This is a genomic window from Klebsiella sp. JN_Kp126 (genome assembly GCF_033843325.1).
In the GTDB taxonomy this organism is placed as follows: Bacteria; Pseudomonadota; Gammaproteobacteria; order Enterobacterales; family Enterobacteriaceae; genus Klebsiella; species Klebsiella michiganensis.
On record NZ_JAWXQV010000087.1, the window covers coordinates 1 to 20,538 of the forward strand.

The window sequence follows — 20,538 nt, forward strand, 5'->3', positions numbered from 1 at the left end:
TAGCCGCGACCGGGGAGCAGAGCGCAGAGTAGCTGAATTTCCCGGAGGCGATGCTTACGCATCTGTCCGGGCTAACGGCCCGTGGACGGCTGTTAACCTGTAGCCCGGGCAGGCGCTTTGCGCCGCCCCCGGGAGCAAAGCGCAGAGTAGCATAATCACCCCTTACCGAGCGGAAACGGGCGATCCTGCACAACCGTTTTCATCACCAGCGTCGACCGCAGGTGCTGCACGCCGGGCATTGCCGAGAGTTTGTCATCATACAGTTTCTGGAACGCCGGGAGATCGCGGGTTACCACGTGCATCAGGTAGTCCGGATCGCCAAACAGGCGCTGCGCCAGCACGATTTGCGGTATCTCTTCCACCGCCTCCTCAAACGCGCTTACCGCTTTCTTATCGCCCTCTTTTAGCGTCGCGAAGACGATCGCCAAAAAGTTAAAGCCCATTTTGGCCGGATCCAGATTAGCCCGATAGCCGGTAATCACCCCTTCTTGCTCCAGCGTCCGCAGCCGTCGATGACAGGGCGAAAGGCTGAGATTCACCCGCTCGGCCAGCTCGGTTATCGACAGCCGTCCGTCAGCCTGTAGCTCAGCAAGAATTTTTCGATCGATGCTATCCATTTGGAAGATTTTCCCTCAGAAGAACGTCTTAAAGCATAACATTGAAAGCTCATTGCGCAATAAACTCGATATTCTTTCCCTCAAATAACCGCCGCTTAACGAGGGAAAATGATGAGAAATTGCCGTCAGCACGCAGAGGTGAGCCGTCCATGGAAATGAGCTTTATCGTCAGCTTTTGGCTGGTCTCCTTTCTGCTGATCATCACGCCGGGCGCTGACTGGGCCTATACCATCAGCGCGGGGATCAACGGACGGCGCGTGATACCCGCCGTCGCCGGGCTCATGTCTGGCCACCTGCTGGCCACGCTGATCGTCATCGCCGGAATCGGCGTGTTAATCGCCAATCATCCGCTGGCGCTATCGACGCTCACGCTGCTGGGCGCGGGCTATCTGATGTGGCTGGGGATCGCTATTTTACGCCATCCGCCGATGCCTGATACCCAGCAGCACAGCGCGGGCAGCTGGAATCGCTGGGCGATTAAGGGGTTATGCATTAGCGGCCTGAATCCAAAAGTCTTTCTTCTGTTTCTGGCCCTCCTGCCGCAGTTTACCGACCCCCAGGGAAGCTGGTCGGTCGCACAGCAGATGTCGGCGCTGGGCGGTATTCACCTTATCACCTGCACACTGGTCTATTTACTGGTCGGATACGGCGCCAAAGCGCTGTTAGCGACCCGGCCTCAAATAGCGCAAAAGGTCAGCATCGGTTCCGGGGTGATGATGGTCGCCATAGCCGCCCTGCTGTTTCTGGAGCAGCTGAGGTAGCCTGCCATATAAGGCGCGAGCGCGTGTCCTGTTCGCGCCACGGCATTATTACGGCAAAAACGCATTGCTGTACGGTTATTTTACATTAGTCATCACCTCACTCTAAATTAGCCAATGCGCGTCTCTCGCTTCCTTATCAGCCAGATTTTTTGGCTACGCAACCCTCCGATATACCCCCTCTTAGCGGCAGCTAAGGTTTATCTCATATGAAATAAAACAATTCTTAACGCTCGCCACAATTGTTGCGCTTCCTGTTTTCCCTATTCATAAGATGGTTTTTGCAGTATGGTTAACATTATTAGAAGTTATATACTGCTACATACCCAGTTAAGGAGAAAAAGAATGAGCAGGATATGGGCCCTACCCAAAACCGCAATGCCGAATATATATATAAAAATAAGAACTGCCTGTCCAAAAGAAGTCATATCGCTTAAATATTGCCAGCAGCAGCAATAAATAATGTACATGCAGCCGAATCTTATCATTATCTTATGATGGCCAAAAAGTGCGCTCGCCGGCTGTATAATAAAGGGAACTCAATGAAAAGCAATGCTATTTTAAAAAAAAGGAACTTCCTGACTCACAATGAAATAGAGTCATTGCTCAAAGCGGCCAACAGTGGTGCACATGCCACGCGCAATTATTGCCTGACATTATTGTGTTTTATTCACGGATTACGCGCCAGTGAAATATGCCGCCTGCAAATTTCCGATATCGACCTTAGTTCTAAATGCATCTATATTCACCGTCTTAAAAATGGATTCTCGACAACGCATCCTTTGCTAAATAAAGAAATCCGCGCATTAAAAAACTGGCTACAGATCCGCGCCTCGTACCCACAGTCCGACAGCGAATGGTTATTTCTATCACGAAAAGGTAATCCTTTGTCTCGCCAGCAGTTCTATCAGATTATTTCCGCCTCTGGTGATAATGCCGGGCTATCGCTCGAAATTCATCCGCATATGCTCCGTCATTCATGCGGCTTCGCCCTGGCCAATATGGGCATTGATACCCGCCTTATCCAGGACTACCTGGGCCACCGCAACATTCGCCATACCGTATGGTATACCGCCAGTAACGCTGGCCGTTTCTATGGTATCTGGGACGAAAGCAGAGATAGACAGCGGAGCCCTGTTCTGCCGTAATGCTCGATGCCAGGGAGGGCGTCAAAATAACCGTCAGGCAGCGGTAAACATTAAAAAAAATTAACCATACGGTGTTTATGATTATTGTTCCGGCAAGTTCACAGCGCAACGATGATTTATCTTATTACCCCGGGCATGGCCCTGCATATAAATGCATCAACTCCCTCCCGTTTAAAATAACCACAACCATGCTTTTTTCCTTTTAATTTTATGCACCTGAAAAAGAACCGCAGCGCAGAGGTTGTCGCCATCAATAAAATCTATAAGAATAAGATTTATCATCTGCAATATTCTGCCCCACAGCCGCTACAATGTCATTATTCAACTATGCTTAAGCCCCTTCATATAATACGCGATTAACCTTGCGGATTATTTGTGAGCGCCCCCTGCGGTCAGCAGGGTCGTGTTAATTTTCAAGATCATATCAGGAGTTATTTATTGTGAACCGACGTCGTTTTCTTACCGGTAAAGAAGTTCAGGCGATGATGCTGGCAGCCCGCCACGGGCAAACGGGAGAGCGGGATTACTGTCTAATCCTGCTCGCTTTTCGTCATGGTATGCGCATTAGCGAATTACTCGATCTGCACTATCGCGACCTCGATCTTGTCGAAGGCCGCATCAATATTCGACGGCTGAAGAATGGATTCTCCACCGTACATCCTCTGATGGCCGATGAATGTGACGCCATCAGGCGCTGGAGTCAGGTACGCGGCGCCTGGAAAGGCGCGCAAAAAACCGATGCGCTGTTTATATCGCGACGCGGTACTCCGCTTTCGCGTCAGCAGGCTTACCGCATCATCCGCACCGCTGGCGTAGACGCTGGCACGGCTACCCATACTCACCCGCATATGCTGCGCCATGCCTGCGGTTACGAACTGGCGGAGAGAGGGGCCGACACCCGCCTTATTCAGGACTACCTCGGCCATCGAAACATTCGCCATACCGTACGCTATACGGCCAGCAACGCCGCGCGATTCGCCGGACTCTGGGAGCGCAACAACCTGATGGAGTGGAATTTACAAAATCAGAGAATGCAAAATAAGCATTTGATAAATAAGGGAAAATAGCTTACCGAACAGGTCAATTGGGGCCAAACTGTGTGCATCATAAAAATATTCCGTAACCTTTTGCAACCATTGAATGCATCAAACAGGGGGTAAAAACCAATATCACATTGATTAACAATGTTTTTTTATTTTTAATCTTTTCCAGAAACGTCCTTCTTTCCGCTGCCCAACCTTCCCGGCCACGCGTTGCCGATAGCCATCCATGGCTTATTAAGCCTTAACGATATCGATTTTTTATGTCGTTAAACAATGAAAAAACAGATTAAAAAACCAAATAAACCATCAACTAATCATAATTTCAGTCAATTACGTCAACGAGTCAAAATGGCCCCAAATGTCTCATTTTTTGGGTGAAAAACATGCAGAACCGCAGCCGAATATATCGGCTGAAACATGAAATACCTGGAGGTCATGATGACGGCCAGATCGGTTCGTAATCCCGATATTGTTCAAAGGAAAACAACATGAAAATCAAATCACTGGCAATCGTTGTTCTGTCAGCCCTGTCTCTGAGCTCCGCGGCGGCGCTGGCCGACACCACGGTAAATGGCGGCACGGTGCATTTTAAAGGGGAAGTCGTCAACGCAGCCTGCGCTATTGACGCGGGTTCAATCGATCAGACCGTTCCAATGGGCCAGGTACGTTCGGCGAAACTGGCGACTGCGGGCAGCACCAGCACGGCTGTCGGCTTCAATATCCAGTTGAACGATTGTGACACCACCGTTGCCACCAAGGCCTCCGTCGCCTTCACCGGCACCGCGATTGACAGCACCAACACCACCGTACTGGCGCTGCAAAGCTCTGCGGCAGGCAGCGCGACTAACGTCGGCGTGCAGATCCTTGACCGTACCGGTACGCCGCTGGCGCTGGATGGCGCAACCTTCGGCGCAGCTTCCACCCTGAACGATGGCACTAACATCATTCCGTTCCAGGCTCGCTACTACGCGACTGCCGCTGCCACTGCCGGTACCGCTAACGCTGACGCCACCTTTAAAGTGCAGTACCAGTAATTTTTTCATCAGGCAGGGAAGCGCGCCGGGCCAGGAAGGCCCGTTATCCATAACGGAATTCGGGTGATAACGATGCAAAGGATGAAGTCAGGTCTGTTGATATTTTTGCTCCCGCCGCTGGCGCTGGCCGGTAACCAGTGGAACGTCACGCTGCCCGGTGGAAACATGCGCTTTCAGGGGATCATTATTGCCGAGTCCTGCCGCGTTGAAGCGGGCGACCGGCAAATGACGGTCAACATGGGGCAGATCAGCAGCAATCGGTTTCATTCGGTCGGAGAAGACACCAACCCCGTCCCCTTCAATATCCACCTGCAGGAGTGCAGTACCGCCGTCAGCCAGCGCGTTGGCGTGGCCTTTCACGGCGTCGCCGATGGTAAAAACCCGGACGTGCTCTCGGTGGGCGAAGGACCGGGGATAGCGACCGGCGTGGGCGTCGCTCTGTTTGATAGAGACGACCATCCAATCCCACTGAACGGCCCTCCCGCCGCCTGGACAAGATTGTATACCGGGCCAACCACATTGCATTTTGTCGCGAAATACCGGGCAACAGGGCATCAGGTCACCGGAGGCGCGGCCAACGCTCAGGCCTGGTTCTCCCTGACCTATCAGTAATGAATCAGCAGACGAACCGAAAACAGGAAACGACGGTGACGATAAAAGGGGTAAACGTGAGAACAACACTGGCGATAACGCGCGGTTTACTGGCGGGAGCACTGATGATAGCCGCCATGGGATTTACCGCTCGCGCCGAGGCTGGCGTGGCGCTGGGGGCGACCCGCGTCATCTATCCTGCCGGGCAAAAGCAGGTTCAGCTGGCGGTCACCAACAACGACGAAAAGAGCACTTATTTGATTCAGTCATGGGTGGAGAATGCCGACGGCGCGAAGGACGGCCGCTTTGTCATCACCCCGCCGCTGTTCGCCATGCAGGGAAAAAAAGAGAATACCCTGCGCATCATTGATGCCACCAACGGCCAGCTGCCGCAGGATCGGGAAACGCTGTTCTGGATGAACGTCAAAGCGATCCCGTCGATGGATAAATCAAAGCTCAGCGACAACACTCTCCAGCTGGCGATCATCAGCCGCATCAAGCTCTATTACCGTCCGGCAAAGCTGGCGCTGCCGCCGGATCAGGCTGCGGAAAAGTTGAAATTTCGCCGCGGCACAGGGACGCTTACGCTGATCAACCCCACCCCCTACTACCTGACGGTCACCGAACTCAACGCCGGTACCCGGGTGCTGGAAAATGCGCTGGTTCCGCCGATGGGTGAAGCCAGCGTTAAATTGCCCGCCGATGCCGGTCGCGAGATTACATACCGGACGATTAACGACTACGGCGCGCTGACTCCTCGGATGCAGGGCGCTACGCAATAACTGACGGGAGACCGCGTTCTCCCGGAAATAAAAATAAGAACTGACAGCCGGGCGACTTTGGACCGGAGGGACTATGTCACATCTGAAATATGGACTCGACGATCTGGGCTCCGGGCGTAAAAGCAGCCACGGGTCGGGGAATGCGCGCGCTTTCGCTCAAATCTCGCTGGCTCTGTTACTTGCCGCACCGATCTTTTCTGTGCAGGCGGAGCTCTATTTTAATCCGCGTTTTTTAGCGGATGACCCTGCCGCCGTGGCGGACTTATCAGGATTTGCCAACGGCCAGGAGGTCCCTCCGGGAACCTATCGCGTCGATATTTACCTCAATGACGGGTTTATGACCACCCGCGATATCACTTTTAATAGCAGCGAAAACGATCGCTCGCTGGTCCCCTGCCTGACGCGCGGGCAGCTGGCCGGGATGGGCGTCAACACGACATCCATTGAAGGGATCGGCGCTCTGGCATCCGATGCCTGCGTACCGTTAACCGAAACCATTAAGGACGCCACTACCCGCTTCGATGTCGGCTTGCAGCGGCTGTACCTGACCGTACCCCAGGCGTTTATGGGCAACCGCGCCCGCGGCTATATTCCGCCTGAGCTCTGGGACCACGGGATTAACGCCGGGCTGCTGAACTACAACTTCACCGGCAACAACGTCCACAACGACATCGGCGGCAGCAGCAACTACGCGTACCTGAATCTGCAGAGCGGGCTGAACCTCGGCGCCTGGCGCCTGCGCGACAACACCACCTGGAGCTACAGCAGCAGCGGCAGTTCGTCGACCAATGAAAACAAGTGGCAGCACGTCAATACCTGGCTGGAGCGCGACATCACCGCGTTGCGCTCGCGTCTGACCTTGGGCGACAGCTACACCAACGGCGACGTCTTCGACGGCATTAACTTCCGCGGCGCGCAGCTCGCCTCCGATGACAACATGCTGCCGGACAGCCAGAAGGGGTTTGCCCCGGTTATCCACGGCATTGCCCGCGGCACCGCTCAGGTATCGGTCAAACAGAACGGCTATGAGATCTACCAGAGCACGGTGCCGCCCGGCCCGTTCACCATCAACGATCTCTACTCTGCCGGCAACGGCGGCGACCTGCAGGTGACCATCAAAGAGGCCGACGGCAGCAGCCAGGTCTTCACCGTCCCTTACTCGTCCGTTCCGGTACTCCAGCGCGAGGGCCATACCCGCTATGCCGTCACCGCCGGAGAGTACCGCAGCGGTAACGATCGGCAGGACAAACCGAAGTTCTTCCAGAGCACCGTAATGCGCGGTCTTCCCGCGGGCTGGACCCTGTACGGCGGCACTCAGCTGGCGGACCGCTACCGCGCCTTTAACCTCGGCGTCGGCAAAAATCTGGGCCAACTGGGGGCGCTGTCGCTGGATATCACCCAGGCCAACGCCACCCTGCCCGATGACAGCGAGCATCAGGGGCAGTCGGTGCGTTTCCTCTATAACAAGTCGCTGACGGATACCGGCACCAACATTCAGCTGGTGGGCTACCGCTACTCGACGCGCGGCTATTTCAGCTTCGCCGACACCACCTACAGCCGGATGAGCGGCTACAACGTCGAGACCCAGGACGGCGTGGTGCAGATGAAGCCGAAGTTCACCGATTACTACAACCTCGCGTACAACAAGCGCGGCAAGATACAGCTCAGCGTCACCCAGCAGCTGGGGCGTACCGCCACGCTCTATCTGAGCGGTAGCCACCAGACCTACTGGGGAACCAGCAGCGCCGACCAGCAGCTCCAGGCCGGGCTTAACGCTGCCGTCGACGATATCAACTGGACCCTGAGCTACAGCCTGACCAAAAACGCCTGGCAGCAGGGGCGCGACCAGATGCTGGCGCTCAACATCAGTATCCCATTCAGCCACTGGATGCGCTCCGACAGCACCTCCGCCTGGAGAAACGGTAACGCCAGCTACAGCATGTCCAACGATCTGAACGGCAGGACCACCAGCCTTGCCGGCCTGTACGGCACGCTGCTGGAGGATAACAACCTGAGCTACAGCATGCAGACCGGCTACGCCGGCGGCGGCGATGGCAACAGCGGCGGCACCGGATACGCGGCGCTGAACTACCGCGGCGGCTACGGTAACGCCAACGTCGGCTACAGCCGCAGCGACGGTATCAAACAGCTCTACTACGGCCTGAGCGGCGGCGTGCTGGCCCACGCTGACGGCATCACCCTGAGCCAGCCGATGAACGACACGGTCGTGCTGATCAAAGCCCCCGGCGCGGATGGCGTAAAGGTAGAAAACCAGACCGGGGTACGGACCGACTGGCGCGGCTACGCCGTGCTGCCCTACGCCACCGAATACCGGGAAAACCGGGTGGCGCTGGACACCAATACGCTGGCCAACAACGTCGACCTTGATGATGCGGTGGTCAGTATTGTGCCCACCCACGGGGCGATTGCGCGCGCCGAATTTAAGGCCAGCGTCGGCATGAAGCTGCTGATGACGCTGACCCACAACGGTAAACCGGTTCCTTTTGGCGCCATAGCCGCCGCTGTCGATAGCCAGACCAGCAGCATCGTCGCCGATAACGGCCAGGTCTATCTGAGCGGGATGCCGCTGGCGGGCAAGGTGCGGGCGAAATGGGGCGAAGGTCCGAACGCCAGCTGTGAGGCCAGCTACAGCCTGCCGCCGGAAAGCCAGAACAAGGCGTTAAGCCAGCTGTCGGCAGCGTGCCGCTAAGGAAATCATGATGATGAGAAAAAACCTGTATTTGCTGGGCGCCATACTCTCTCTGGTCTCCTTCAGCACCCCTGCCGCCGATAGCACCATCACGATTAGCGGATATGTCAGGGATAACACCTGCGCCGTCGCAGGCGAGTCAAAAGATTTTACCGTCGATCTGATGAATAACGCCGCCAAACAGTTTAATGCCGTCGGCACGACCACGCCGCTGGTGCCGTTTCGCATCGTGCTGTCGCCCTGCGGCGGTTCCGTCACCGCGGTCAAAGTCGGCTTTACCGGCATAGCGGATAGCGACAACACCAGCCTGCTTAAGCTGGACAGTGGCGTATCGGCAGCGTCCGGCATCGGCGTGCAGATCCTTAACGGCAGCCGGGCGCCCCTGGTACTCAACGCCCCCTCGTCAAACGTCGCATGGACAACGCTGAAACCCGGGCAGACCAACACCCTTAACTTTTACGCCCGGCTGATGACCGCGCGCGTCCCGATTACGGCAGGACACGTTAATGCCACCGCAACCTTCACGCTTGAATTTCAGTAACCGGAGGCTGAAATGAAATGGACTCATGCACCCTGGCTGCTGGCGGTAATAATGGCCTTCGCCAGCGCCCCCCGCGCCGCCGACGTGACCATTACCGTTAACGGCAAAGTGGTGGCCAAACCCTGTACCATCGCCACGCCGAAGGCCACCGTTGACCTTGGTGATTTATACACCTTTAACATGCTTTCACCCGGCTCGGCATCAGGCTGGCATGACGTCACCCTCGATCTCAGCAACTGTCCGGTCGGCACCTCGCGGGTCACCGCCACCTTCAGCGGAACGGCGGACAGCACGGGCTATTACAAAAATCAGGGAACCGCGGGCAACCTCCAGCTGGAGCTGCAGGATACCAGCGGCGCCCGGTTTAACAACGGCACAAGCAAAACGGTGGCCGTCAACGATGCCACGCAATCCACCCGCTTTCCATTGCGCGTCAGGGCGCTGACGGTTAACGGCGGACCAACGCAAGGAACAATCCAGGCGGTGATTAACGTCACCTACACCTGGCTATAAGGCAGGAGAACGTTATGAATCAGCGGATTACCGCTCCCCGTAGATGTCGTATGGCGCTGGTCAAGGCGCTGTGGCTGGCGCTTGTGTTAGCGGGCTTTTCCACCAGCGTCAGGGCCTATACCTGCTACGACTCCACCGGCACCATATTAAACAGCGATACCGGTGGGAAAGTATCCAACGTCTACGTTAACCTGCAGCCAAGCCTCGGAGCGGGGCAGAACCTGGTCGTCGACTTATCCAGCTCGATTTTTTGTAAAAATGACGCGCCGGACCGGCGCAACGACATGGTAAGCATGCTACAGGGCTCGGCCTATAGCGGCCTGCTGACCAATTTTACCGGTTCTTTAAAGTACTACGGGGTTAGCTATAGCTTCCCGCTAAACTCCCCGACCGCCAGCCATAATTTTACTTCCGGCAACTACACCAGCTGGAATACCCAGCTCTACCTGACGCCAATATCCACCGCCTCCGGGCTGGCGATAAGCGCCGGCTCGCATATCGCCACGCTGGTGATGTATCAGGTGGGTTCCGATATCAACGGCGGCGGTAACGTTCGTACCTCTAAATTTACCTGGAACATCTATGCCAACAATAGCGTGATTATCCCGACGGGCGGCTGCGATGTTTCCGCTCGCAACGTCACGGTAACGCTGCCTGAGTACCCGGGTTCGACCGCTGTTCCGCTCACGGTACGCTGCGGGCAAAATCAAAAGATAGGTTTTTACCTCTCCGGCACCACGGCGGATAGCGCCAACAGCGTTTTCACCAATACCTCTTCCGCCTCACCGGCCCAGGGGATAGGCGTCCAGCTATTGCGCAATGGCACCATTCTGCGCTCAAACAGTACCGTCTCTATGGGAACCGTGGGCACCTCCGCGGTCAACCTCGGACTCACCGCAACCTATGCGCGAACCAGCGGCCAGGTCACTGCGGGCAACGTACAATCCATTATTGGGGTGACCTTTGTTTACCAGTAACGCGCCCGCGGCGCGCGGCAGAGCGGGAGTGGACTATATCCTTTCGCCCTGCTCGCTAGTCGCCGATGGGTTAGTCAAAGTGATGATGGCCAGCGGCATGCGGCCCGTTGTGCTGCCGTCGGATACGCAGACGCTTCCCGGCGACGCGGGCATTCGCCGCCTTATCGTTTTTCTGCCGGAAACCCCGGCCAGGCTGCTCACCACCCTGCAGCAGGCCGCTGCGTTTCTTGAACATTCCGCGACGCCGCTGCCAATGCTGATCCTCAGCCGCAGCCCGGCCAGCTGGCTGTGGCATACGCTGCTGCATCAGGTCATCGATCACCGTTTGCTTGCCGAAGTGCGCACCGCCGCCTCGGACCTACCCGTCCCCAGCCTGACCGCAGTGCTGCAGGACTATATTTTGCAAAGATATCCTTCACTTAAGCAGCTGGCCGACGAAGAGATACACCTCGGTGGAAAGATCCCTGGCGGGCTCACCCGGCCGGAGCTGAATGCCATTCTCGGTCTACTCAGCGGATACAGCGTCAACGCTCAGGCAAAGCGCCGCGGCATTAGCCACAAAACGCTTTATAACCAGCGAACGGCAGGACTGAAAAAAATGGTGGAACATCATCCTCATCTGGCAAACCGATTCCCCGGCAGTCAGACCAAAGGGCAGAATATCCAACCGGATGCTGCGCTTTCCGCCTTCGAGCGCGAGTTTGTCCACGCCATTCACTGTCGGCAAATTTTCCCGGTATTCCAGCCCATCACCGATGGTCGGATGCAGCTAAAAGGATTAGAGATCCTCTGTCGCTGGCGGCAAAAAGGACAGGTTCTGCTGCCGGGCGAGTTTTTACCGCAGATACGTTCCGCGTACGCCTGGCTGGTGTTGACCGCCTTTGTGCTTCGCGAGGCCGTGGAGAATATCAATCAGCATTCCGGGGAGTTTTATTTCTCGGTCAATATTCCCGCCGCTATCGCCAGCAATGACAACCTGATCCGGATGGTGGAGACCGCGCGCCAGCAGCTGCGTCAGCCCCATCTATCCTCGAGGCTGGTACTGGAATTTGCTGAAACCCTGGATCTCAACCTGCAGAGTAAAATTGCCGACAATATTTCCCGGCTACGCAAGCAGGGCTTTACCATTATGCTGGATGACTGCTTTTCACAAAGCAGCGTCATGTTTCCGGTGCGATCGGTCAGGTTTAGCGCCTATAAGCTGGATATGAGCATCGTCAACGACATGCAGCGCGATCCTCATGCCCTGGCCCTGATCAAAAGCCTGCTCTACTACTGTCAGCTAACCGGTAGCCGCTGTGTTGCCGAAGGCGTGGACAGTCTGGATAAATTCAACCGGCTGAAAGCGCTGGGGATCGACCGTTTTCAGGGTTATCTCATCTCGCCGCCGGTGGAGCGAGAAAACGTAAACGATCTTATCCATCGGCTTTTATCTGGCCGCGGCCTGAGCCTTATCGACGGATGAAAAGTCGCCAGAATACGTCGCCGACCGCAACAGGATAAAATTGTTGCGCCAGCATGCTGGCGCATTTATTCAGGCGCGAATATCGTCGTACTCGCGAGTATTATCAAATTCATGTTTAGCAAACGGGCATAGCGGTATAATTTTACGCTGCTCGCCGCGCATTTTTTCCACCACTTTCGCCACCAGCTTTTTCCCCACCCCCTGACCTTTCAGGCTGGGGTCGACGTCGGTGTGTTCAATAATGCTGAGGTGCTCGCCCGTGGGTACAAAAACAATTTCCGCCACCTGCTTCCCGTCGGCGTCATTGACGTAAAACTTGTTATGACCTTCCAGTATTTCCATCATTTCCTCGCTTATTTTTGACGATACTTTAGTGCGCCGCTCGGGCAGGTATCAATAACCTTAACCACCGTGGCCACGTCCACTTCATCCGGGACGATCCACGGTTTGCGTTTCAGGTTGAAAAGCTTCGCGCTACCGCGCACGCAGTTACCCGAGTGCTGACAGATATCGGTGTTAAAGTAGACATCGATTTTCTCGCCGGTATAGGCGCGATAGCCCGCTTCCAGTAGTTCTTTATCCATGACATTGCCTCAGTTCTGACTATTTTTTTAGCTTTGGCTCTAAGCATAGCCCTGCCAACAACCGCTGACTATCGGCGACGGGCGAAATTTATATTCCAGCGGCCTCACGCCATTAATGCAGAATGAATGATTTTCTATGCACTCGTTATCCAAAGAAAATGTTCTGTTTATCGATGAAATACAGACGCTTCGGTTATATCTATCTTTTATTTCCCCAGTAGGGAGATTACACTCATTTCACCTTAACCCGAGCACTCAGGTATTCAGTCTTGAATCGCATTGTAAAGCTGCCGCGCCCTACGCTCTTATTCTTGCTATTTACGCTCTCCGGCTGCTCATTATCCCCGGCGATTCCGGTATTAGGCGCCGCATTCCCGGGCTGGTTTTTCTGCTTAACAGGCGCCGCGCTGTTACTTATTCCCTGCCATATCCTGATTGTGCGTAAAGGATGGCAGTCGCGATTTTCTCCGCTGGTCTTCAGCTATCTGGCGCTGATGTTCCTGTTCGCCACGATTCTGTGGTTCCTGCTCTTCGTAAACTAGATACCTATGACCTCATCCCGCTCAAGCGTTATCCGCAAAAAATGGCCCCTGCTGGCGCTCGTTCTCGCCGCTATCGTGGCGCTGATTCTGGTTATCTGGCAGCTGCAAACCTCGCCGGAAACCAACGATGCCTATGTCTATGCCGACACCATCGACGTGGTGCCGGAAGTGAGCGGGCGGATCGTCGAGATGCCGATTCGCGACAATCAGCGGGTAAAAAAAGGCGACCTGCTGTTCCGCATCGACCCGCGCCCCTACCAGGCGATGCTTGATGATGCCAAAGCCCGCCTGACCACGCTTGATGCGCAGATCGTGCTGACCCAGCGCACGATTAAAGCGCAGGAATATAACGCGCAGTCGGTCAGCGCCGCCGTTGAACGGGCTAAGGCGCTGGTTAAACAAACCACCTCTTCACGCATTCGCCTTGAGCCGCTGGTACCGCAAGGGTTTGCCTCCCAGGAGGATCTTGATCAGGCGCGAACGGCAGAAAAAGCGGCGCGCGCCGAGCTGGAAGCCACCCTGCTGCAGGCCAAACAGGCTTCCGCCGCCGTGACCGGCGTCGATGCCATGGTGGCGCAGCGGGCGGGCATCCTCGCGCAAATTGCGCTGGCCGAGCTGCACCTCGAATTTACCGAAGTCCGCGCGCCGTTTAACGGCGTGGTGGTGGCGCTGAAAACCACGATCGGCCAGTACGCCTCGGCCCTGAAGCCGGTCTTTACCCTGCTTGATGGCGACCACTGGTACGTGGTGGCGAACTTCCGCGAAACCGATTTAAAAAACGTGCGGCCCGGCGTTCCGGCCAGAATCACCGTGATGACCAACCACAGTCGCGCCTTCGAGGGCGTGGTCGACTCGGTCGGCACCGGCGTTCTGCCCGACGGCGGCAGCGTGATTGAAGGCCTGCCGTTGATCCAGAAGAGTATCAACTGGGTCCACGTCTCCCAGCGCTTCCCGGTCAAAATCGCCGTTAAAGACCCCGACCCGAACCTGTTTCGTATGGGCGCCTCCGCCAGCGCCGTTCTGCAGCCGCAATAAGGAGACGGCATGCAGAGCTTGTGGCCCTTTCTGACCCGGGAACTCCGCGATGCGCCGGGGCGGGCGAACTACACCCTGCGCCTGACGCTCAGCTGCGCGGTGCTGATTGTGCTGTTTATGACGCTGCATATTCCCTTCCTCGCCGTCGCGCTGATCGTGGTGTTTTACGTCAGCCAGCCGAACGTCCTGATGATCAAACTGGTAAGCGTGGTTTTCGTGGTGACCGTCAGCGTCGCGCTGGGCGGCGTGCTGCTGATTATCAAGTGGACCTATGACTATCCGCTGATCCGCCTGGTCGCCTCGGTGATCCTGTTCTTCTGCGCCATTTACCTGATGCGGGTGCTCGGCAAGATCGGGCTGGCGTTTTTCGTGGTGGCGCTGGCGGTCATCTACGCCCAGACCTTCCCGTCGATGACCAGCCAGAGCGAAATTCTGGTGCGCCTGCTGCTGTGGCTATGGGTGGCGATCAACACAGCCATTCTGGTGACCCTGCTGGTCAACGCCTGTTTCCAGCAGGCCTTTCCCGGCTATCAGTTTAAAGCCCGGCTGGTGGTGATGCTCCGCCAGACGGCGCGGCGCCTGAGCCAGCCGGACGATGGCACGCCGCCGCCCACCGTTACCGAGATTGCCGGGCAGTTTAACCAACTGCGGTCCCTGTATCAGCAGGCCGCGCGCGCCACGCCGGAGATTGCCGCCAGCCCGCAGGCCTGGCAGTCGCTGATGGCCGCCGCGCTGAGCTGCTCTCATTTGACGGCGCTGCTCCAGCCGGGCGACGACCATCCCGATGCGCGTCGGCGGATAGCCAGCCAGCTTAACGCGCTGGCGGATAATCTGCCCGCGGCGGCGGAGGTCCAGCCGCTGATTGTCCCGCGCGACGGCGCCAACAGCGCCATTTTGCAGGAAATCGCCGAGGTTCTGGCGCGGCTGGCGCGCGGCGAAACCATCCCGCTGCCGCAGGGCGAAGTAGAAAAAGCGCCGCTGCTTTTGCCGGACGCGTGGTCCAATCCGGCCTATCTGCACTTTGCCCTGAAAACGCTGCTGGCGACGCTGCTGTGCTACGTTTTTTACACCGCCGCCGACTGGCAGGGCATCCACACCATCATGCTGAGCTGCGTGATCGTCGCCCAGCCGGGCCTGGGCGCCACCATGCAGAAAACGTGGCTACGCATCGGCGGCGCGCTGCTGGCCACGCTGATTGCGCTGCTTCTGATCGTCTTTGTGCAGCCCTGGACCGATTCGCTGAGCGGCCTGCTGGCGATGACCCTACCGGTCTTCGCGCTGGCGGCGTGGATTGCGGCGGGGTCAGAGCGCATCGCCTACGCCGGCATTCAGATAGGCTTTACCTTCGCGCTGGCGTTCCTGAGCTGGTTTGGCCCGCTCAGCAACCTTACCGAGCTGCGCGACCGGGTTATCGGCATCCTGCTCGGCGTGCTGGTTTCCTCCATTGTGCATCTCTATTTATGGCCCGATAGCGAAGCGCCGCAGCTGAAAGCGCGTCTGGCCCAGCTGTATCGCCAGTTGGCGCAAACCCTCGCCGCCCGCGACGATGAGGTTCAGCAGGTACCGCTGTTTGCCGCGCTGACCGAGAGCGAAACCTTAATCAACCGGGTGGCCGCCGAGCCGCTGGGAACCTATGCGCACCCGTGGCCGGAAGCCAAAAGCTGGCCGGCGCGGGCAACCTTTCGTCAGGCAGAGGAGATCCTGCGCCTCAGCGAAGGCTATCGCCTCTACGCCGCGCCGGAAGATACCTTTTTAGCCCGCTGCGCCCGGCGGCTTGAAGCCTACGCCAGCGATATCGATGCGCAGCAAAATACCGTTGAGCGCGTTCAGGCGCAGCAGCCGGATCCGGCGAATCCGTTCGGCGCGCCGCTGGTCAATGCGCTGGCCGCGCTGCCCACGTGGCCGCTTGCGTCTTCCGTTATTCCGCGACAGGCAACCCGATCATGACGAAAACCACTCCTCTTCCGCGCGTCTGGCGCTCCCTGGCGCTTGCCTTCGCCCTCACGCAATTAGCCGGCTGCGCGTTAATTCAGGACGATCCTGGCCAGGTACCGCTGGTCAACCCGCAGCAGGCCGAGCTGGCGCAGGTGATCCACCTGGCGAACAGCGGCTGGCCGACGGCACGGTGGTGGGAAGGCTATCAGGATCCCCAGCTCAATATGCTGGTTAATCGCGCGCTGCAGAACTCTCCTACCATGCAGGCGGCGCGGCTGCGTATTTCGCAATCGCAGTCCACGGTTGAGCTGGCGCAGTCGGCAATGGGCGTTCAGGCCACCGCCGTGGCGGCGCAAAACCGCCTGCGGGTGACCAATAAACAGTTTACCTGGCCCTACTCCTTCTCCCTGCCGGTGGATAAAAACGGCCCCTGGTACACGCTGAATACGGTCGGCGTCGGAGCGACGCTGAATATCGATTTATGGGGCGCCGACCGCGCCCGCGTCGCCGCCGCGATTGGCGAAAAGAACGCCCGCCAGGCGGAGACCGCCGGTATCAAGCTGGATCTCGCCAGCAGTGTGGCTCAGCTCTATTTCGCGATGCAGGCAACTTTTCAGAAAATCGAATTACTCAACCAGCTGGAGGCTATCGCCCGCCTCTCGGTGCAGGCGCACGAGCATCGTACCGCGCGCGGCGTCGAGGATAGCGTCGATGTCGCCAATGCCCAGGCGGAGCTGCTGGCGGCGCAGCAGCAGGTGATTACGGCGCAGGGGACGCTGACGCAGTACCGGGAAACCCTGCGGGCGCTGATCGGCGCCGATGCGCATAGCATGCCGGAGATTCACCCCGTGGCGCTGCCGACGCTGCAGGAAACGCTCCCGGACTCGCTCTCGTTTGAGCTGCTGGCCCGCCGCCCGGACCTGCAGGCGCTGCGCGGCTACGTTAGCGCTTCCATGAGCCAGGTGGACGCGGCAAAAGCGGCCTTTTACCCGCACTTTGATATCAAGGCCTTCTGGGGCTACAACGCGCTGAGCGTCGGCGATCTGTTTAAGTCCTCATTCCAGCAGATCAATATACTGCCGGGGCTCTATTTACCGCTGTTTGACGGCGGGCGCTTAAACGCCAACCTGAAATCGACGCGTACGGCGAGCAATATTTTGATTAAGCAGTACAACCAGGCGGTGCTGGACGCGGTGCGCGACGTGGCGATTAGCTCGAGCCAGCTGAACGATTTGAACCAGCAGGCCGCCCTGCAGCAGCAGAAAGTGACGGCGGCGATGGTGACCACCCGCAGCGCCAGCGCGCACCATCAGCGCGGGCTGGTCAGCTACTATGCGGCGCAGGAGGCGCGTCGCCCGGCCATCGCGCAGCAGCTTTTGCTGCTGGATATCCAGGCCCAGCGGCTCAGTACCGATATCACCTTGATTAAAGCGCTGGGCGGCGATTATCGCGGCCCGGCGCTGAGCGAGAACGCCCCATCGCGCTAGCTTAACAGGCGCCATTCGCGCGCCTGGTTTACCGCCTGGATGCGCCCCTTCACCTGCAGCTTTTCATACAGCTGCTTAAGGTGCCATTTGACGGTTTCCGCCGAAATGCCCAGCTCGCGCGCGACGCCCTTGTTGGAATGGCCGCTGGCAATCAAACGCAGGGTCTGCTGCTCCCGTTCAGTCAGCCGCAGCGCGGGCGGCTGCGGACGCGCCGTATCAATCACGATCCCGGCGGCGGCGAAGCGGGACAGCAAAGCGACGATATCGGCGGTCAGCGCATCATCCGCCGCGCCGCGCTTGTGCATCTCCGCCAGCAGCGCAGCCATCTCTTCCCTCCCCTCCAGCAGGCTGCGCCACAGCCCCTGACGCAGCGCGCGCGCAAGCGCCGGTCGGCAGACAGCCATCGCCTGCTCCCGCTCGCCGGCACGCCAGAGGGCAAGCGCCTGTTTGAGCCGCAAACGCACGGCGAACAGCCACTCGCCGCTGGTTTCCCGCACGCCGGCCAGCGTATCCAACAGCCGGGCGGCGGCCTGCGGTTCGCCGGCGGCGATAAGGAGACGGCTCTGGCTGAGCGCGATATATCCGCCGGCAGCCTCCGTCTGGCTAAGGGTCTGCAGGCGAAGCAGCAGCGCGTCGGCGGCCAGTTTGTCGCCCGCGTGAAGGGCAACGGCAATCCGCTCCGCCAGCAGCGGAGCCTGTGCCCGCAGCCAGCCGCGCTGGGCCGCCAGCCCTTCGGCGTGCAGTAATAGTGATTCGGCTTCCGCCAGTCTCCCCATTTCACGGGCCTGACGGGCCAGGATGATATAGCCGCGGCTAAGGCCGTCGGGCGGACAGAAGTTGTCGATGGTCTCCAGACGCGGAACCAGCAGGCTTTGCGCCTGCTCGCCCTTCCCCTGCTCCCAGGCGATCTCGGCGAGAATGGGCGCCAGGGTAGCGCCGCTGCTGGCGTTCTCGCCAGTATGCTGCTCCGCATAGCGCAGCGCCCCCGCGGCCTGACGTTCCGCTTCGGCGAGATTCCCCTGGCGCAAATAGCTCTGCGCCATGACAAAGGCCCGGTAGACCGTCACGAACAGGTTGCGGTTAGCAACGCTGACGCCGGATACCCGCTGCTGTACCTCCAGCGCCTGCTGCGGCCGGGAGTCCGCAAGATGGCAGTAGCTGAGGATGTTGCACACCAGGCCATCAACCCAGATATCGCCGCAGGGCACCTCGCGCAGCAGCGGTTCGACAATAGCGATACTGCGGGCAATATTGTCAGCAAAGGCTTCGCAGATCGCGCGAACGACCCGCAGCTTCACCCACGAGCTGTGGGCCAGCGCCCCGCCATGCGCCGCCGATTGCGTCTCAATGGCGTCGAGCAGCTGGCGAGCGTCGCTAAACCGGAAGCGGTGGGCTAACGCCCAGGCCAGGTTAAGCTGAAGCTCGATGCGCGACGGGTCGAGATTGGCTGGCAGGTAGCGTATCCACTGCACCAGGGTATCGATATCCCCCTCCTCCGCCAGAGACTGCGCGCCCGCTTCCGCATCCCTGGCCGCCGATTTTCCGGCGGCCAGCGCATGACGTATCGCCTCGGCCCACAGCTGCTGCGAGGCGAACCAGGCGCTGGCGCGATCGTGCAGCTGGCGAATATCAATATCCCCGCCGTGGCGCAGGCGATGCAGCAGCGCGTCGCGCATCAGCGGGTGATAGCGAAACCAGCGGCCGCTGTCGTCCAGCGCGGAAAGAAACAGATTGTGCTGCGCTATCCACCTCAGCATCTCGCCGCCGTTATGGCGGCCGCAGACGGCATCGCACAGATCCGGATGCAGGCGATTAAGCACGGAGGTATGCAGCAGGAAGTCGAATACTTCGGGCGGCAGCGGCGCGAAAATCACTTCATCCAGATAGCGGGAGATTGACCGCGAGCCGACGCCGAAGCCCATCGCCGTAGACGCGTCCGGGGAGAGCGCGGCCATTTTCATTCCCGCGACCCACCCTTGTGTGAGCGCGATAAGCCGGGGGATCGCCTGCGGATCCAGCCCCGACGCGCCAGCGAAATAAGCGCGGGCTTCGCTGGGGTTAAAGCGCAGCTCCGGGTCGTCGACCTCCAGCAGCTGATCCTGCATATGCAGACGGCTCAGGGCTAAAGGCGGCTGACTACGGCTACCGATAAGCAGATGCAGCGCCGGCGGCGCATGGTGCAGCAGCCAGCTCATTCCCTGATGAATCGCCGGGTCGCTGATCCACTGATAGTCGTCGAGGATCAGGTACAGCGGGTGCGGACACTGATTAAGCTGATTAACGAGTTCAGCAAAGAACAGGGGGAGCTCGGCCGGAAGCTCGCCTTGTAACAGATGCAGAAACGACGGGCTCCACCCCTGCCACAGCGGCCGCAGCGCCTCCTGTAGATAACGCATAAACAGCAGCGGCGCGTTGTCGTCCTCTTCAAGGCTCAGCCAGGCCAGCGCGTCCCCTTGTCGAAGGCGGTGCCGATACCACTGCGCCAGCAGGGTGGTTTTGCCAAACCCGGCGGGCGCGCGCAGCAGGGTTAAACGGCGGGAGACGGCGCCGTCGAGGCGCTGCAGCAGGCGCTCCCGCGACAGCAGGCTTTCCGGCGTACGGGGCGGCGTAAAGCGCGTGGAAATAAGCGGCAGCGTCCCGGTGAAACGTAAAGGTTCCTGATGAACAAACGCTGTCAGTGAATCATCCGCCGAGGGTAAAAAAGCCATACCGCGATTACTCCTTAAATCCAGTCCGTACGCTCATTATCCCCCCCATCAGGGGGGTAGGCCACGCT

19 protein-coding genes are annotated in these 20,538 nt (G+C 58.4%); 15 read left to right on the plus strand and 4 right to left on the minus strand.

Going from position 1 to position 20,538, the window contains the following annotated elements; genetic code table 11:
• Nucleotides 1-155: 155 nt before the first annotated feature.
• Nucleotides 156-617: an Lrp/AsnC family transcriptional regulator gene (locus SIK97_RS22350; protein WP_014226704.1), complete on the minus strand. Its 462-nt coding sequence runs from the start codon at nt 615-617 to the stop codon at nt 156-158.
• 149 nt (nt 618-766) lie between these two features.
• Here SIK97_RS22350 and SIK97_RS22355 point away from each other — a divergent pair, with 149 nt between their 5' ends.
• The 11 genes from SIK97_RS22355 (at nt 767) to SIK97_RS22405 (ending at nt 12,179) form a co-directional block, all read left to right on the plus strand.
• Nucleotides 767-1,378 carry a LysE family translocator gene (locus SIK97_RS22355; RefSeq protein WP_032751106.1) on the plus strand — a complete coding sequence of 204 codons (612 nt, stop codon included), beginning with the start codon at nt 767-769 and terminating at the stop codon, nt 1,376-1,378.
• Between the two features lie 539 nt (nt 1,379-1,917).
• Complete coding sequence (locus SIK97_RS22360; RefSeq protein ID WP_032751107.1) at nt 1,918-2,523, plus strand: tyrosine-type DNA invertase; 606 nt, start codon at nt 1,918-1,920, stop codon at nt 2,521-2,523.
• Nucleotides 2,524-2,963: 440 nt separating this feature from the next.
• Nucleotides 2,964-3,590, plus strand: coding sequence for a tyrosine-type DNA invertase (locus SIK97_RS22365; protein ID WP_057173462.1), 627 nt, complete (start codon nt 2,964-2,966; stop codon nt 3,588-3,590).
• Between the two features lie 464 nt (nt 3,591-4,054).
• Nucleotides 4,055-4,600, plus strand: coding sequence for a type 1 fimbrial major subunit FimA (gene fimA, locus SIK97_RS22370; protein ID WP_004105373.1), 546 nt, complete (start codon nt 4,055-4,057; stop codon nt 4,598-4,600).
• Nucleotides 4,601-4,672: 72 nt separating this feature from the next.
• A complete protein-coding gene (locus SIK97_RS22375) occupies nt 4,673-5,212 on the plus strand; it encodes a fimbrial protein (protein WP_057173461.1) in 540 nt (179 codons plus the stop codon).
• 35 nt (nt 5,213-5,247) lie between these two features.
• A complete protein-coding gene (locus SIK97_RS22380; RefSeq protein ID WP_032751947.1) occupies nt 5,248-5,973 on the plus strand; it encodes a fimbria/pilus periplasmic chaperone in 726 nt (241 codons plus the stop codon).
• A 73-nt stretch (nt 5,974-6,046) separates the two neighbouring features.
• Nucleotides 6,047-8,683, plus strand: a complete 2,637-nt coding sequence (locus tag SIK97_RS22385; protein WP_057173460.1) for a fimbrial biogenesis usher protein — start codon at nt 6,047-6,049, stop codon at nt 8,681-8,683.
• Nucleotides 8,684-8,693: 10 nt separating this feature from the next.
• Complete coding sequence (locus SIK97_RS22390; protein ID WP_032751115.1) at nt 8,694-9,224, plus strand: fimbrial protein; 531 nt, start codon at nt 8,694-8,696, stop codon at nt 9,222-9,224.
• A 12-nt stretch (nt 9,225-9,236) separates the two neighbouring features.
• Nucleotides 9,237-9,737, plus strand: coding sequence for a fimbrial protein (locus SIK97_RS22395; RefSeq protein ID WP_032751117.1), 501 nt, complete (start codon nt 9,237-9,239; stop codon nt 9,735-9,737).
• A gap of 14 nt (nt 9,738-9,751) precedes the next feature.
• Complete coding sequence (locus SIK97_RS22400) at nt 9,752-10,714, plus strand: fimbrial protein (RefSeq protein ID WP_077254509.1); 963 nt, start codon at nt 9,752-9,754, stop codon at nt 10,712-10,714.
• Between the two features lie 28 nt (nt 10,715-10,742).
• Complete coding sequence (locus SIK97_RS22405) at nt 10,743-12,179, plus strand: EAL domain-containing protein (protein ID WP_077254521.1); 1,437 nt, start codon at nt 10,743-10,745, stop codon at nt 12,177-12,179.
• 69 nt (nt 12,180-12,248) lie between these two features.
• On the opposite strand, the gene SIK97_RS22410 is transcribed toward SIK97_RS22405, so the two are convergent.
• Nucleotides 12,249-12,521, minus strand: a complete 273-nt coding sequence (locus tag SIK97_RS22410; RefSeq protein WP_014226706.1) for a GNAT family N-acetyltransferase — start codon at nt 12,519-12,521, stop codon at nt 12,249-12,251.
• An 11-nt stretch (nt 12,522-12,532) separates the two neighbouring features.
• Nucleotides 12,533-12,763 carry a 4Fe-4S mono-cluster protein YjdI gene (gene yjdI / locus SIK97_RS22415; RefSeq protein WP_004134525.1) on the minus strand — a complete coding sequence of 77 codons (231 nt, stop codon included), beginning with the start codon at nt 12,761-12,763 and terminating at the stop codon, nt 12,533-12,535.
• A 269-nt stretch (nt 12,764-13,032) separates the two neighbouring features.
• Between yjdI and SIK97_RS22420 the strand changes: the two genes are divergently transcribed.
• The 4 genes from SIK97_RS22420 to SIK97_RS22435 are packed head-to-tail and all read left to right on the plus strand — an operon-like array spanning nt 13,033 to nt 17,762.
• Nucleotides 13,033-13,305: a YtcA family lipoprotein gene (locus SIK97_RS22420; RefSeq protein WP_014226707.1), complete on the plus strand. Its 273-nt coding sequence runs from the start codon at nt 13,033-13,035 to the stop codon at nt 13,303-13,305.
• Between the two features lie 6 nt (nt 13,306-13,311).
• The gene (gene mdtN / locus SIK97_RS22425; RefSeq protein ID WP_057173459.1) at nt 13,312-14,340 is read left to right on the plus strand and encodes a multidrug transporter subunit MdtN; all 1,029 of its coding nucleotides are present in this window, start codon (nt 13,312-13,314) and stop codon (nt 14,338-14,340) included.
• Nucleotides 14,341-14,349: 9 nt separating this feature from the next.
• On the plus strand, nt 14,350-16,287 hold the full coding sequence (locus SIK97_RS22430; protein WP_057173458.1) for an FUSC family protein: 1,938 nt from the start codon (nt 14,350-14,352) through the stop codon (nt 16,285-16,287).
• A complete protein-coding gene (locus SIK97_RS22435) occupies nt 16,284-17,762 on the plus strand; it encodes an MdtP family multidrug efflux transporter outer membrane subunit (protein WP_057173457.1) in 1,479 nt (492 codons plus the stop codon). The genes SIK97_RS22430 and SIK97_RS22435 overlap by 4 nt, the downstream gene beginning before the upstream one ends.
• Here the strand turns inward: SIK97_RS22435 and SIK97_RS22440 are convergent.
• Nucleotides 17,759-20,470, minus strand: a complete 2,712-nt coding sequence (locus SIK97_RS22440; RefSeq protein WP_057173456.1) for a LuxR C-terminal-related transcriptional regulator — start codon at nt 20,468-20,470, stop codon at nt 17,759-17,761. The genes SIK97_RS22435 and SIK97_RS22440 overlap by 4 nt on opposite strands.
• Nucleotides 20,471-20,538 lie beyond the last annotated feature (68 nt).